Annotated in this window: 11 protein-coding genes; 7 read left to right on the top strand and 4 right to left on the bottom strand. The window is 40.3% G+C overall.

Annotation, left to right across the window (positions count from 1 at the left end; all coding sequences use genetic code 11):
• Positions 1-82: 82 nt before the first annotated feature.
• Entirely contained in the window at positions 83-2,233 is a 2,151-nt protein-coding gene (locus OLM45_RS07775; RefSeq protein ID WP_264509437.1) for a TonB-dependent receptor, read from the bottom strand.
• 155 nt (positions 2,234-2,388) lie between these two features.
• Here OLM45_RS07775 and OLM45_RS07770 point away from each other — a divergent pair, with 155 nt between their 5' ends.
• The 3 genes from OLM45_RS07770 to OLM45_RS07760 all read left to right on the top strand — a co-directional run bounded on the left by OLM45_RS07770 (position 2,389) and on the right by OLM45_RS07760 (position 3,978).
• Positions 2,389-2,784 (top strand): hypothetical protein, encoded by a 396-nt coding sequence (locus tag OLM45_RS07770; protein ID WP_129460923.1) that lies wholly within the window; start codon positions 2,389-2,391, stop codon positions 2,782-2,784.
• Positions 2,785-2,858: 74 nt separating this feature from the next.
• On the top strand, positions 2,859-3,692 hold the full coding sequence (gene prmA, locus OLM45_RS07765) for a 50S ribosomal protein L11 methyltransferase (RefSeq protein ID WP_264509436.1): 834 nt from the start codon (positions 2,859-2,861) through the stop codon (positions 3,690-3,692).
• Between the two features lie 10 nt (positions 3,693-3,702).
• Positions 3,703-3,978, top strand: coding sequence for an ATP-dependent Clp protease adaptor ClpS (locus OLM45_RS07760; protein ID WP_129460921.1), 276 nt, complete (start codon positions 3,703-3,705; stop codon positions 3,976-3,978).
• A 28-nt stretch (positions 3,979-4,006) separates the two neighbouring features.
• On the opposite strand, the gene OLM45_RS07755 is transcribed toward OLM45_RS07760, so the two are convergent.
• From OLM45_RS07755 to OLM45_RS07745, 3 genes are read right to left on the bottom strand one after another with little or no spacing between them, the layout of a single operon-like run.
• Complete coding sequence (locus tag OLM45_RS07755; RefSeq protein WP_264509435.1) at positions 4,007-4,276, bottom strand: heavy-metal-associated domain-containing protein; 270 nt, start codon at positions 4,274-4,276, stop codon at positions 4,007-4,009.
• Positions 4,277-4,335: 59 nt separating this feature from the next.
• Entirely contained in the window at positions 4,336-4,749 is a 414-nt protein-coding gene (locus OLM45_RS07750; RefSeq protein ID WP_264509434.1) for a DUF6691 family protein, read from the bottom strand.
• 3 nt (positions 4,750-4,752) lie between these two features.
• Positions 4,753-5,310 carry a YeeE/YedE family protein gene (locus tag OLM45_RS07745; RefSeq protein ID WP_264509433.1) on the bottom strand — a complete coding sequence of 186 codons (558 nt, stop codon included), beginning with the start codon at positions 5,308-5,310 and terminating at the stop codon, positions 4,753-4,755.
• A gap of 83 nt (positions 5,311-5,393) precedes the next feature.
• Here OLM45_RS07745 and OLM45_RS07740 point away from each other — a divergent pair, with 83 nt between their 5' ends.
• The 4 genes from OLM45_RS07740 (at position 5,394) to OLM45_RS07725 (ending at position 14,855) form a co-directional block, all read left to right on the top strand.
• Positions 5,394-5,837 (top strand): 2-dehydro-3-deoxyphosphooctonate aldolase, encoded by a 444-nt coding sequence (locus OLM45_RS07740; RefSeq protein WP_264509432.1) that lies wholly within the window; start codon positions 5,394-5,396, stop codon positions 5,835-5,837.
• Positions 5,838-5,908: 71 nt separating this feature from the next.
• Positions 5,909-6,727, top strand: a complete 819-nt coding sequence (kdsA, locus tag OLM45_RS07735) for a 3-deoxy-8-phosphooctulonate synthase (protein ID WP_264509431.1) — start codon at positions 5,909-5,911, stop codon at positions 6,725-6,727.
• 1 nt (position 6,728) lies between these two features.
• Positions 6,729-7,628, top strand: coding sequence for a hypothetical protein (locus OLM45_RS07730; protein ID WP_264509430.1), 900 nt, complete (start codon positions 6,729-6,731; stop codon positions 7,626-7,628).
• Positions 7,629-7,706: 78 nt separating this feature from the next.
• The gene (locus OLM45_RS07725; protein WP_264509429.1) at positions 7,707-14,855 is read left to right on the top strand and encodes a fibronectin type III domain-containing protein; all 7,149 of its coding nucleotides are present in this window, start codon (positions 7,707-7,709) and stop codon (positions 14,853-14,855) included.
• Positions 14,856-15,003 lie beyond the last annotated feature (148 nt).

Here is a 15,003-nt window from a genome sequence, read left to right as displayed (position 1 = left end):
ATCGTAACGGCATCCCCCGATTTCTATCGGGGATACAGTGGAGAGCGGGTTATAATTGAGTGAAAAAATCGACTTGTGCTGCCTATAAATTATTCAGCTGACTCTCTTTTTTGTTGTCACTAATAGTCCAAAAGAAGCCGATAAAGAAAAAGCGATCAGCGGTGGGTTGGATGGTTCTTCGATTATAGATTCCGTTGGCATCGGGTGAATTGGCATATTCGTACCCAAATACATTTTGTGTTCCTAATAAGTTGGTCATCGAAAAATACAGAATTTTTTGGGAAGAAATCAAATAAGCCCAACTCAAACTTAAATTGTTGTACGGTTTCGTTTTTCCATTCATAAAAGCCGTCTCGTTGGGATTGTTGAATGGGCGACCCGTCGTAAAACTATGGGTAACACTCAACTGCGATTTCCAATCGTTGATCCAGTATTTTCCAACCACTGACAAACTATGTTTGGCAATAAAATTGGGGGTTACCGTTGCCGTGAAATTGCGGTAATCGCGTTGGCTATCAATGTAGGAATAGGAAATCCAATATTCTAGATTTTTAACTGACTTTCCATCGCGCCAAAAGATATCCAAGCCACGAGCATAGCCGGTTCCGGCATTGTTAAACTGACTGTTGAATTGGGCAGCAGGCGTATCGTATTTGATCAAACTTGAATATTCTTTATCATAAACTTCGACACGAAAGGTTTGACGGTCCCGATTGAACAAATAATTCAAAATATAATGAGCGGCCCGTTCGCTATCCAATTGGCTATCGTATTTCAAATAGTTGGCATTAGGCGCTTGCACAAAAGTTCCATACGCCAAAGAGAATTGATGGTTTTTGGCGGTCTTGTATGCTAAAGAAACACGCGGCGTTACATTGGATTCTACTAACAAACTATTGTAAGAATAGCGGGCACCCACTTTGGCAGCAAATTGTTTGGTGAAAATAATATCGGCTTCTGTATAAAGGGCCGAAATACGGGTTGCATAGCCACTTTTGGATTGGATCGAAGCATTGGAAAAGTCTTCGTTAAAGTCGGTCACAAACTGATCCCCTCCAAAACTCACCTTCACGCGATCAGAGAAAGATTTGCGCAATTTCAATTTCAAGTGTACCGCATTTTCTTGATTAAACGCATTACCCGAATCCAAATGAATTTGATTTTGTCCATGACCATACCCCATTCCGGTGGTGATGAGCCAGCCATCGCCAAAATTTCCTTTGTATGAAGAGTTTAGATAAAAATTATTGTTGGTTAAATCAACTTGCGTTTTGTAAGGCGCATTGATGGTTTCTTGTGTAAGGTCAAAATTGGAATGATCAAAGGCAGCATAGAGCTTAAACATACCGACTTCAAACTTATGACGAAACACCGATTCTCCCGAAAAAGATTGGAACGGTTTATTCCATTGCACATTTTGAGGTACCAATTTTTGATAAGGTTCGAGATTAAGATAGGCAGTGTTAAAGGTGAGCGAATTTTTACCCCAAACTTGCGTATTGGCCAATCCTAGACCCACGGTCATGAACGAAATATCGGTACGTTCTTTCACTTCTTCTTCTTTTGAATTTAATAACAAAACACTGGAAAGTGCTTCCCCATATTCAGCAGAATAACCGCCGGTTGAAAAAGACATCCCACTAAACAAAAACGGTGAAAAACGACCGCGTGTGGGGACATTTTGCGTGGTGGCGCCATAGGGTTGTGCCACCCGAATACCGTCAATGTATGTTTGGGTTTCGTCGGCTTCTCCCCCACGGACAAAGAGTCGGCCATCTTCCGCTACGGTTTGTGTTCCGGGTAAAGTTTGCAAAGCAGCGACAATATTTCCGTTGGAACCTGCGGTAGTTACAATATCCAAAGGTTTAAGTACAGAGACACGCGCCCGTTCCCCAGCATCATAGGTTCCTGCAGTAATGACTACAGTATCTAATGTGTTCACACTCTCCCGTAATTTTATTATTTGGGGCGTGTATTGTTCGAGGGTAATCGCAAGGGTAACGGTATCATAGGTTAACATTGTGATGACCAAATTTTTGGTTCCTTTTTCGGTAGTTTCAAATGAAAATTTACCGTTTGCATCGGTAATGGCGCCATCATAAGTACCGTCAATATAAACGTTGGCACCCACTAACGGTTTATTTTTTGCATCGGTGACGGTACCCGTTAGTGTTGTTTGTGCAAATCCGATGGTGGTTAGGATAAAAAGTACGAAGGTGGTTAAGGTTTTCATGTGTTTCAATTTCTGGAGCAAAGTTGTTTGTTTTTTTGGGGATAAAAAAAAAGGAATGACCGAACTGTAGAAAAAACGGGATGAATTGTTGAAGGTAAATCAAAATACTTTTCTATATTTGGCTTAGAAAACGTTAATCGTCTAAAAGTAAAGTTATGAAATTCGTAAAATTTATTATTGCTGCAGTTGCTTTTTTAGCTGTACAAACCATTTCCGCTCAGTCGGTTACTTCTAAATGGACTCAGTTGCATGAGTACCATGAATTATTATCGAAAACCTTTCACCCTGCAGAAAATGGTAATTTTACTGCGATTAAAAATTCACACGATTATTTAGTTCAAAAAGCGGAAGCGTTGGATGTAGCTACAATGCCTGCTGACTTAAAAACACCCGTAGTGGTTGAGAATGTAGCAGTTTTGAAAAAATTGACTAAAAAGCTAAGCGAGTTGATTACTAATAAAGCTCCGGATGTAGAAATCCTTCGAACTTTCCAGAATGTTCACGATGTATTCCACAAGATTGAAAAAGAATGTGAACATCCAACAAAATAAAAATTTAACCCGACCATGTGTCGGGTTCTTTTTTTAATCCAATTTCCTGCCGTACTTTTGCAAAAATAATTTTTATGTCAAATGTTTATCTCGGGTTTCATTTTACCGTGGAACCAAAAGAGCCTGCTACAGAAATCTTGATTGCTGAATTAGCGGAATTGCCTTTTGAAAGTTTTGTTGAAAACGAAAATGGTGTATCTGCTTATATTCAGAAAGACTTATATGAAGAAGGATCGCTTCAAGAGGTTTACATTTTACAATCGGAAGAATTTACTATCAATTATACTATTGAGGAAATTGATCAAGTGAATTGGAACGAGGAATGGGAGAAAAATTTTGACCCTATTGACGTGGATGGCGTTTGTCATGTACGTGCACCTTTTCATGAAAAAACGGGTGCGGAGTATGATATAGTGATCGAACCCAAAATGAGTTTTGGTACAGGGCATCATGAAACGACGCACATGATGATTCAACATTTGTTGGCGATGGATGTAAAGGGTATGAAAACCTTAGACATGGGGTGCGGAACCGCTTTGTTGGCGATTTTAGCCGAAATGAAAGGTGCACAACCGATTGATGCTATCGATATTGACAATTGGTGTTATTTGAATTCGATAGAAAATGCTGAACGTAACGGTTGCCAGTACATTACGGTTGAAGAGGGCGATGCCGGACTTTTACCTGGTCGTTCCTACGATTTAATAATAGCGAATATCAACCGTAACATTTTACTCAATGATATGCCAACCTATGTAGATTGTTTGCGTCCGGGTGGCACGTTGTTATTGAGTGGATTTTACATCGATGACATTCCGTATTTGGATACAGCTTGTACAGAAAAAGGATTGAAATTTGAATCGAAATTGGACCGCAATAATTGGGCTTCATTGCGTTATAGTAAATAAATAAATGAATATGAGTACCATTGAAAAAGTAAAAGAATCGGTAGAACTTGCCGAAGCTTTGGATTTTGAGAATGAGATTATTTTATTCAATGATGATGTGAACACCTTTGATCATGTTATTGACACCTTGATTCGGGTATGCGATCATACGCCTATACAGGCTGAACAATGTGCAATTTTAGTACATTACAAAGGACAATGTGGCGTAAAATCGGGTTCTTTTGAAGACCTTAAGCCGTTGTGTACCGCTTTGCTGGATGCTGGATTGAGCGCCGAAATACAATAAAAAAGTCCCAAACAAATTGGGACTTTTTTCATAAATGCATTTTGCCAATAGCGCAACTCACTAGGGATTTGGCTTTATCGCCAATTGTATTTTGATCACCTAGAACGGGATAACCGTTAAACTTTAATACTTCTTGGGCATGTTGTAGCGCCATTTCATCCAAATAGTCAAAGGATACGGCACTTTCTTCTACATCTACGTGCACTTCGCCAATATCCTCGAGTTCGGATAATTTTTTGGTTATGGTTCTGGCACAGCCACCACATTTTAAGTTTTGAATATATACCGTCGTTTTCATCGTTTAAATTTTTGACAAAATTACAACGACGGCATGCAACGTTTTGTGACTTTTGTCACTTAATGGGGTAAATAATCTTTAATACAACCGTAAATAAAGGTTCCGAGTAAAGCACCGATCAAAACCAATCCGACCGACATAAATCCAGTTCCTAATAAGATAAAAATGGGCCCCGGACAAGCGCCTACCATGGCCCATCCGAGTCCGAAAATCAAGCCACCAATCCAATAACGAAAGGTTCCTTTTTCTTTATCAGGAATAGTAATGGTTGCGCCATTGATGTCTTTTAGCTGCTTTCTTTTTATGATTTGTACGCCAACAACTCCCGTCATTACGGCAACACCAATGATTCCATACATGTGAAAGGAATCAAATTGGAACATTTCATAGATACGGTACCAAGAAACAGCTTCGGCTTTAGTGAGCACAATACCAAAAACAAACCCGACGAGTAAGAATTTTATATATCTCATAATTTAGAAAAGTAAGGGTAAAATAAAATGCGCCATTAAAAGTCCGCCCACAAAAAAACCAATTACCGCTTTAAGGGATTGTCCTTGAAAGGCGCTCAACCCAGTGATGGCATGACCGGAAGTACATCCTCCGGCATAGCGGGAACCGAAACCGATTAAAAATCCGCCAAGAATAAGTACCACTATCATCTTGGGTTCGGTAAAAACCGTATTCCCAAACAAAGCATCGGGCAATAATTTTGCCTGAGGAGCTTCGATATGTAACTTTTCTAATTTCTCAATGGTTACAGGATTAATTTGAACGATGGTGTCATTAGACAGGTAATTTTTAGCGACAAATCCGCCGATCATGGCCCCTAATACAACGACTAAATTCCAGCGCTGACTTTTCCAATCCCAATCAAAGAATGCAATTTTTTTTCCTACCCCTGTCATAGAGCAAAGACTGCGAAGATTGGAAGACATTCCAAATCCTTTTCCAAAATAAATTAATAGTAGCATGACCATCCCGATTAAAAATCCGGAGATGGACCAATGCCACGTACCCATGATTACATCCATAATTTCCACATTTGAGACAAAAATAAAAATCGTGGTTTGATTATTGCATAGAATTTGAGAAATTTGGCTAATATTTAATCGACATGGAAAAAAAACTTGCCTTCGTTTTATTAATTGCGCTTTCGATAAGTTGTGGGGGTACCCAACTTGTCATCCGAAATATTGACAATACGGCACGAAAGTTACAGACCAAAAATGGTCATTTCGAAATGACAGAATATACAGCAGAACCTAAATACGGGTATACTATGGATTATCCCATCAATTTAGGTTTTGACAATGAACGCAACAATCCAAGAAATGTGGATTATTTTTTCAAAGCTTTGGCAGGACCGAATGGAGAAGAAATTCAGTGGAAAAAAATAGACACTTGTTGTCCATTCCCGAGTGCAAAAAGTAGTACAGGGGCAGGCACACTAGAAATTTACGAAGTTACTTTTGGCAACCAAAAGCTCACCTTTTATGTCAATTTATTCGAACGAAGTAAAATTGTTTGTCCAATTGGATTAACTATTAAAAAAGATTAACTCACACTCACCTTCTTCCCCACCGAAGAAGGTTTTTTATTTCATATATTTGTACATCAAAAATTAATTTCATGAATTTAAATAATCTACCGCAAATCAAACATACCGATAGCGGTAACTTCTTTATTTTGGCTGGGCCTTGTGCCATTGAAGGGGAAGAAATGGCGATGCGAATTGCCGAACATCTTTCAAAAATTTCAGACCAATACCAAATCCCATTTGTTTTTAAGGGTTCGTTTAAAAAAGCTAACCGTTCGCGTATTGACAGTTTCACTGGAATCGGTGATGAAAAAGCTTTAAAAATATTACGTAAAGTTTCGGAAACTTTTCATGTTCCCACAGTAACGGATATTCATACCAATGAAGATGCTATCAAAGCGGCGGAATATGTGGATGTTTTACAAATTCCGGCTTTTTTAGTTCGTCAAACCGATTTAGTGGTTGCCGCTGCTGAGACAGGAAAAACCGTGAATCTCAAAAAAGGACAATTCATGAGTCCGGAAAGCATGAAGCACGCCACACAAAAAGTATTGGATTGCCACAATGAAAATGTGATGGTTACCGATAGAGGAAGCATGTTTGGATACCAAGACTTAATTGTAGATTTTCGCGGTATTCCTACTATGAAACAATTTGCGACTACTGTTTTGGATGTAACGCACTCCTTACAACAACCCAATCAAATGTCGGGTGTAACGGGTGGCCGACCGGATATGATTGAAACCATAGCCAAAGCAGGTATTGCAGTAGGTGTCGATGGCATTTTTATCGAAACCCATTTTGACCCGGCTAATGCCAAAAGTGATGGTGCCAATATGTTGCACTTGGATTATTTTGAAAGTCTAATGCAAAAACTTACACTGATTCGAAAAACGATTAATCAATTTTAAAATGAAATTTTTAGTACGAGGTTTAATCACCTCATATATTGCCTTAAGTTCTTTTACAAGCATTGCTCAAAATCAAGACCAAGTAAAGCCTGAACGCTACACCAAACACAATAAAGGAAAATTCTATATTTTTTGGGGAGGGAATCGGGAATCATATACAAAATCGGATATCCATTTCGAAGGAGCCAATTATAATTTTACCGTTCACGATGTAACGGCCCATGATAAACCAAAAGGTTGGCATTGTGATTACATCAATCCGGGGAATATGACCATTCCGCAAACCAATTTTAGGATGGGTTATTTCATTTCTGATCATTACAATATTTCGGTTGGTTTGGACCACATGAAATATGTCATGACCCAAGACCAAACCGCTATTGTTAACGGTTATATCAATTTACCAGCTAATGAAGTTGGTTCGATGTACAATGGCATTTACCAAAATGCACCCGTTAATTTTGGAACCAATTTTACAGGTTTTGATGATACGACACCGCCACCTTTTCTCACCTTTGAACATACCGACGGCCTCAATTATGTGAATACAGAAATTTGTAGAGTTGATGATTTGTCCGAATTATTTCATTTGCCTAATACGGATAAATTCCAAATTAATATTACCGAAGGGATTGGACTTGGCGTTTTGTATCCCAAAACCAATGCCCGTGTTTTAGGGAAACCAAGACATGATGACTTTCACATTGCAGGTTTTGGTGTTTCGGCTAAAGTGGGATTAAATTTTACCTTTTTCAAACACTTCTTTATTCAAACTGAATTAAAAGGAGGATATATTGATATGCAAGACATTAGAACAACTCACAGTTCAACAGATAAAGCCAGTCAACATTTCTTTTTCTTACAACGAATTATTGCTTTAGGAGGAATTTTTAGAATTTAACAGCCTAAATTAGTATTTTTTTATATTTTTGATAGCTAACAACATAAATACAAACAAACCCATCAATTATTAATTTTTATGAAAAAAATTACTTTATTGATCCTGTTTGCTTTCATGCATTTAACAGGATACTCCCAGTTTCCTACTCCTGGGGTTGAAGGTTTTGAGAATACGACCAATCCGGACGTAGCGACGAATCCTTCACCATGGACTTTAGGAACAGGAGCCACAGGTAACCAGTGGGCAGTTTTTGACAACGGTGTGGGTACCGCCCGTCGTTGGACAATTACCACATCTGCTGCCAATGTTTATGCCGGTACCAATTCGGCGTTCATGAATAATGAAAACATTGGTCAAGGAAACACTTCCGAGGATTACTTGGCTACACCAAAAGTTACAGTACCTGCCAACGGTGAATTACACTTTTGGACCCGTTCAACTTTAACCGGTCCGCAGGGTACAGAATACCGCGTTTTGGTAAACCCTACAGCTACTGCAGGTACGCAAACCAATATTGCGAGTTATACAGTAACTGCCGCTACCTACACTGAAGCAACGCTTTCAACTACCTTTAATGTGTATGAAGAAAAAGTGGTGGACTTATCAGCGTATGCGGGTCAGCAAGTATACATTGCCTTCATGATGCGTTTCACGCAGCCTACTACTGCTTTAGGTGGAGACCGTTGGTTAATTGATTCGGTGAGTTTAGTAGAACGTTGTTTGGTTCCAACCAATTTATCAGCAACAAGTATTACGCAGACTTCTGCACTTTTAGGATGGACGGGTACAGCGCCTCAATACGAAGTGGAAGTGGTACCGGCTACTGGTATTCCAACCGGTTCGGGAGTAACTGTAAGTACAAATTCATATTCAGCTACGGGATTAACACCTGCTACACCTTATGTATATTACGTTCGAGCGTTGTGTTCGCAAAGTAACAGTGCGTGGGTGGGACCGTTTAACTTCACTACGGCCACTCCAGGGTTAACATGTAACTCAGCCATTGCGATTCCGACCTTACCGTACAGTACCAATGACAATACAGCTACATATGCCGACACCAACGACACCAATCAAGGGGGATCGTGTGGTTCGACAACCAATTATATGATTGGTAATGAAGTGTATTATTCGTATACACCTACTACTACAGGTGCTATCAGCATCACGATGACGCCAGGCGCAACCAACTCGGGTATCTTTGTTTACCAAGGGTGTGCGAATGTGGGGGTGAACTGTGTGGCCGGTGTGGCAGATGCTACTTCTGGTGTACGTAACATTCCGAGTTTGAATGTAACAGCGGGTCAGACCTATATTATTGTATTATCATCCTCTGCAGCAACGCAGAGTTATTCGTATAGTTTAATTATTCAACAATTGAACTGTGCGCAACCGGATGCATTAACTGCAACCAATATTGGATTAAACGGAGCTACACTTTCATGGGGTAACCCAGGAGGTGCTACTTCATGGGAATATGTAGTGCAAACTTCAGGTTCAGCTATTCCTTCAGGTTCAGGAACGACAGTAGCAGCAAATACGGGGACTCCTGTAACTGGATTGAACCCAGACACAGCCTATCAATACTGGGTTCGTGCCGATTGTGGTAACGGTACCTTCAGTGCATGGGCAGGTCCGTATGTATTCAACACCTTAGTTCCTCCTCCAGCATGTGGCGGAACGTATACTGATGGTGGTGGTGCAGCGGCAAACTATGCCAACAATGCTGACCAAACAGTAACCATTTGTCCACAAACAGTTGGAGATGTAGTAACTGTAACGTTCACTAGTTTCAATGTAGAAGCGACGAACGATGGTTTATATATTTTCAACGGAAACTCAACAGCAGCACCACAGATTGCTAGTGCTAATGGCGCAGGGGCAGTTCCTGGTGGTTTAGCAGGTGCTTATTGGGGAACTACGAATCCAGGTTCGTTCACTTCTTCAAGCCCTGATGGATGTTTGACATTCCGTTTCCGTAGTAATGCGACTACTACAGCTGCTGGATGGGTAGCCAATGTAACGTGTGCGGCTCCTCCTCCATGTCCAGCTCCATTTTCTTTAACACCAACGGTTGTATTGGGAACATCAGCTACCTTTACATGGACAGCAGGTGGAACAGAAACTCAATGGGAAATCATTGCACAACCTTGTGGAAATGCGGCACCTACGGCTACTACTGTGGGAACTGTAGTAAACACAAATACTTATACAATTCAAAACCTAAACGGTTTAACTTGTTATGATGTCTATGTTCGTGCCATCTGTACTTCACCTGATGTGAGCACATGGACCGGACCAGTATCCATCACAACACAAGTTGCACCACCTGTATGTGGTGGTATTTATGTTGATGAAGGAGGATTAACGGGTAATTATAACAACAATACCAACCAAACGGTTACAATCTGTCCAGATGTTCCAACCAATGTTGTAACGGTAACTTTTACAAGTTTTGCGACAGAAGCCAACTGGGATGGTATGTATGTTTTTGACGGGACATCTACTTCTGCTCCTCAAATTCCTAGTGCAAACGGTCCAGGTAACGTTCCTGGTGGTTTGGCTGGATCTTATTGGGGAACATTGACTGGAGCAAATTTACCTTCATTTACCTCTTCTGCTCCAGGCGGATGTTTGACTTTCCAGTTTATTAGTGATGTAATCATCAATGCTGCTGGTTGGACAGCAAATGTTGTTTGTCAAGCACCACCTGCTTGTCCTAGCCCTTCGGCTTTAACAGTAACAGGAGTAACACACAATACAGCGGTATTTGCTTGGACATCAGCCTCAACCACTCCTACATCGTGGAATGTAATTGCATTACCTTGTGGTTCACCTGTGCCAACAGCTACTTCAACTGGCTTCTTTACGACAAATACAACATCATATACATTTACTACATTATTACCTGATACTTGTTATGATTTCTATGTACAATCTGTTTGTCCTGACGGATCAACAGGTTGGTGGATTGGCCCAAGAAGTGCTACCACTCAAATAGCGCCTCCAGCTTGTGGTGGTGTGTTTACTGACCCTGCAGGTCCAAATGCTAACTATGCAAACAGTACCGATTATACGGTAACTATTTGTCCGAACTCACCTAATGAAGTTGTAACAGTTACTTTCACAGAATTTAATACTGAACAAAACTGGGACGGACTTTATGTGTTTGATGGTAGTGATATTAATGCACCCCAAATTGCAAGCACAAATGGTGCTGGCAATGTACCTGGAGGATTACCTGGTTCCTACTGGGGTAACTTAACTGGAGCTAACTTACCTGGTCCATTTACCGCTTCATCTGTGGGTGGTTGTTTAACATTCCGTTTTAGAAGTGATGGTTCTGTTAATAATCCTGGATGGATTGCAAATGTAACTTGTGAGCCTGCCCCAGCTTGTCCAAAACCTGTGGCATTAAATGTTCAACAGGTAACACAATCATCTGCTCAATTATATTGGACAGAACAAGGTACTGCGACACAATGGGAAATTTTCATTGTACCATTGGGAGGATTACCACCTAATGGAACAAGTATTGGTATTCTAACAACACAAATGCCTTACACTTTAACTAATTTACCTGCTGGAACAGCTTACACGTTCTATGTACGTTCAATTTGTAATGCTTTAGGTGAAACGAGTACATGGTCACAACCATTCACTTTTGGAACTTTACCTGTGAATGACGAATGTAGTAATGCATCTTTTGCCATTGTAAATCAGAACTTGAACTGTGTACAAACAACACCCGGTACTTTAATAGGTGCAACACAGTCTAACCCTGTAGTTAACTGTCCTCCAGGTGTTGCCAATGATGACGTATGGTATACATTTACCGCTACAGCACCAACTCACATTGTATCTTTTAACAATGTTACTGGTAACGCCGATTTAGATTATGCCATTTTTACGGGAACAGCTTGTGGTAACTTTACTCAAGTTAACTGTAACTCAGCTGATAACTTAATACCAGGTACTACGTATTACATTCGTATTTACTCAGCATCTGCTGCTACACAATATGTAAACTTTAATTTGTGTATTGGAACATTACCTTGTACTGAAGCTCCCGCTTTCTGTACAGGTCAAACAGTGACTTATGCGAATTCCACAAACGTACCCAGTTTAGGTCAGATTGGTTGTTTATTTACTTCTCCTAACCCTGCTTTCTTCTTCTTGCAAGTAAATCAGGCAGGGCCTTTGAGTTATTTGATTTCTCAAGTTGACAACAATGGAACTCCTCGTGACGTTGACTATGTGGCTTGGGGACCATTTACCGATTTGAATACAGCATGTATTGGAGTTCCAGCTAACCCAATGGCGGGTCAAATTCCAGCATTAACTCCGGCTCAAGGATGTAATGGAACGTTACATGCTTGTAGTTATTCTGCAGCACCTCAAGAGATTATGTGTATTCCAAATGCTCAATTGTGTGAAGTTTATGTAATTATGATTACCAACTTCTCCAACCAAGCGGGTACAGTAACATTCACGCAAACCAATACAACAGGAGGTACAACTGCTTGTTTCCCAATTAATATTTTCAATTACGATTCAACGTTTTATTGTCAAAATGGTACAGATCCAACTCCGGTATTAGCACCTGGTGCTACAGCAGGAACTTATACCGCTACACCAGCTGGTTTAGTAATTGATTCTGTAACGGGTACTATTGATTTGTCAGCAAGTGCTCCTGGAGCTTATGTAATTACAGCTACAACGGCTACTACTATTGGAGGTACTTGTAATACCATTCCATTTATCACTACATCACGCACAGTAATTATTACTGCACCTGCTAATGCTACAATTGCCTATAGCCAACCTGCGTATTGTAATAATGACTTTACACCTCAAACGGCAACAGTAACAGGTACAACAGGTGGTACTTACAGTGCTTCTCCTGCAGGCTTGAATATCAACACCGTCACAGGAACCATTATTCCTGGCGCTAGTTTACCTGGTGTTTATACTGTTTCCTACTCAATTCCAGCAATCGGTGGCTGTGCCGCTTTTGCAGCTACTACAACCGTAACTATCAATGCAACACCAGTTATTCCATTTATGGCTAACGTTGTACAATGTGGTGATTACACCTTACCTGCCTTGACTGTTGGAAACTACTTTACAGGTCCTGGTGGAACGGGAACGCAATTAAATGCAAATGATTTAATTAGTACATCACAAACAATTTATATTTATGCTAGCTCGGGTACTACCCCAGACTGTACAAGTGAACGTAGCTTTACAGTAACTATCACTCAGCCGGTAGATCCAACATTCCCTGTTATCAATAGTATTTGTCAAAATGCTACTGCACCTGTATTACCGACAACTTCCGATAATAATATAGACGGTACATGGTCACCAAGTGTCATTGATACTAGTATTTTAGGTTCGACCGATTATGTATTTACACCTAATTCAGGAGAATGTGGAAATCCATTAACGGTAAGTATTTTAATTACAACGCCATTAACACCTACATTTGATCCTATCACGGTTTGTCAAGGTCAGACAGCTCCTGCGCTTCCAACTACTTCAACTAATGGAGTTTCTGGAACATGGAATCCTGCAACTATTGATACATCAACTATCGGTAACTTTGATTATGTATTTACACCAAGTTCTGGAAACTGTGCAGTAGCGGTTACCTTAACGGTAACTATTACAACGCCAACAGGTACGCCAACTTTCACACAAATTGCACCTATTTGTCAAGATCAATCCGCTCCTTCTTTACCAACAACATCTGGTGAAGGTATATCAGGAACTTGGTCTCCAAGTGTAATTAGTACGACAACAGTTGGAACTACTACCTATACATTTACACCAGGTCCAGGTCAATGTGCGAATACAGCCACAATGGATATCACCATTTATGCACCGAACATTACACCAACCTTTAATGCTGTTACTCCAATTTGTCAAGGTTTACCAGCTCCTGCTCTACCGTCTTCTATCGAAGGTATTACAGGTACTTGGAATCCAAATACAATTAGTACCGCTACGGTTGGAATAACTACGTATACATTTACACCGGATGCAGGACAATGTGCTGTTGTAGCAACTTTAGATGTTACAATTACAGCTCCAAACATTACACCTACATTCACCGCTATTGCTCCAATTTGTCAAAATGGCACTGCTCCTACTTTACCAACTACTTCTAACAATGGAATTACGGGTACTTGGTCAGGAACAGTTGACACGACAACGGTTGGAACACAAACCATCAACTTTACACCGGATGCGGGTCAATGTGCTGTGGCTACTTCAATTAGTGTGACTATCAATCCACCTACTACACCAACATTTAATGCTTTAGCTGCTGTTTGTCAAGGAAGCACTGCTGTGACCATTCCGACAACTTCTACTAATGGAGTTACGGGTACTTGGTCTCCAGCCACCTTTACCACAGCAACTGCAGGTACGTTTACTTCAACGTTTACTCCAGATGCTGGACAATGTGCAACAGGTACTACTATCAGTATTACGGTTCATCCAACTCCAGATGTATTACCTATTTTAGATGTTGAAGCTTGTAATAGCTATACATTACCTGCTTTAACTGTTGGTAATTACTATACAGGTCAAAATGGAACAGGTACACAGTTGAGTGCCGGTGCTGTAATTTCGGCATCCACTACCTTGTATGTTTACGCACAAAGTGGTACTACACCTAACTGTACGGATCAAGAAAGTTTTGATATTACCATCACTCCTTCTCCAGCATTTACAATTGATGGAGGTTGTGTAGGATCGGTATATGTTTTGGAAGTTATTCCTTCTAACTTTACAAGTACAAACGCTTCTTACTTATGGACGAATAGTTCAGGTGCCACTGTTGGAACAGGCGCTACCTTGAATGTTTCTGGAGCGGGTGTTTACAATGTAACGGTTACTATTCCAAATGGAACTGGATTCTGTACCGATACACAAAGCTTTACAGCGAATGATGTAACGTGTTCGATTCCTAAAGGTATTTCTCCAAATGGAGATGGTTTGAATGATAATTTTGACTTAACCGGAATGAATGTTCGTCAATTGAGCATTTACAACCGTTACGGTACAAAAGTGTATTCAAAAGGAAATTATACCGACCAATGGTATGGACAATCGAATGATGATAACGAACTTCCTGATGGAACGTATTACTACGTAATCGAGCGTGATGGCGTAAGTGACAAATCAGGTTGGGTTTACATCAACCGTGAAATTAAATAATCACAAAATTCTATAAACAAAAGGAGGTTCTTTACTGAACCTCCTTTTTTTTTGCACTTATCTTGCGTGAGGGATAGTAGTGAAAAGCCCGGATACCGAGGTTACGAGGTAACGGACTTGCAACGGATAGCCCGACCCGTTGCGCTAA

Origin of the sequence: Flavobacterium sp. N1719, from assembly GCF_025947045.1 — a bacterium.
Lineage (GTDB): Bacteria > Bacteroidota > Bacteroidia > Flavobacteriales > Flavobacteriaceae > Flavobacterium > Flavobacterium stagni.
This window is presented reverse-complemented; position numbering and strand designations above follow the sequence as displayed.

Coding starts and splice junctions, on each gene's coding strand:
- OLM45_RS07775 (WP_264509437.1), bottom strand. CDS start 2,233: ATGAAAACCTTAACCACCTTCGTACTTTTTATCCTAACCACCATCGGA.
- OLM45_RS07770 (WP_129460923.1), top strand. CDS start 2,389: ATGAAATTCGTAAAATTTATTATTGCTGCAGTTGCTTTTTTAGCTGTA.
- prmA (WP_264509436.1), top strand. CDS start 2,859: ATGTCAAATGTTTATCTCGGGTTTCATTTTACCGTGGAACCAAAAGAG.
- OLM45_RS07760 (WP_129460921.1), top strand. CDS start 3,703: ATGAGTACCATTGAAAAAGTAAAAGAATCGGTAGAACTTGCCGAAGCT.
- OLM45_RS07755 (WP_264509435.1), bottom strand. CDS start 4,276: ATGAAAACGACGGTATATATTCAAAACTTAAAATGTGGTGGCTGTGCC.
- OLM45_RS07750 (WP_264509434.1), bottom strand. CDS start 4,749: ATGAGATATATAAAATTCTTACTCGTCGGGTTTGTTTTTGGTATTGTG.
- OLM45_RS07745 (WP_264509433.1), bottom strand. CDS start 5,310: ATGGATGTAATCATGGGTACGTGGCATTGGTCCATCTCCGGATTTTTA.
- OLM45_RS07740 (WP_264509432.1), top strand. CDS start 5,394: ATGGAAAAAAAACTTGCCTTCGTTTTATTAATTGCGCTTTCGATAAGT.
- kdsA (WP_264509431.1), top strand. CDS start 5,909: ATGAATTTAAATAATCTACCGCAAATCAAACATACCGATAGCGGTAAC.
- OLM45_RS07730 (WP_264509430.1), top strand. CDS start 6,729: ATGAAATTTTTAGTACGAGGTTTAATCACCTCATATATTGCCTTAAGT.
- OLM45_RS07725 (WP_264509429.1), top strand. CDS start 7,707: ATGAAAAAAATTACTTTATTGATCCTGTTTGCTTTCATGCATTTAACA.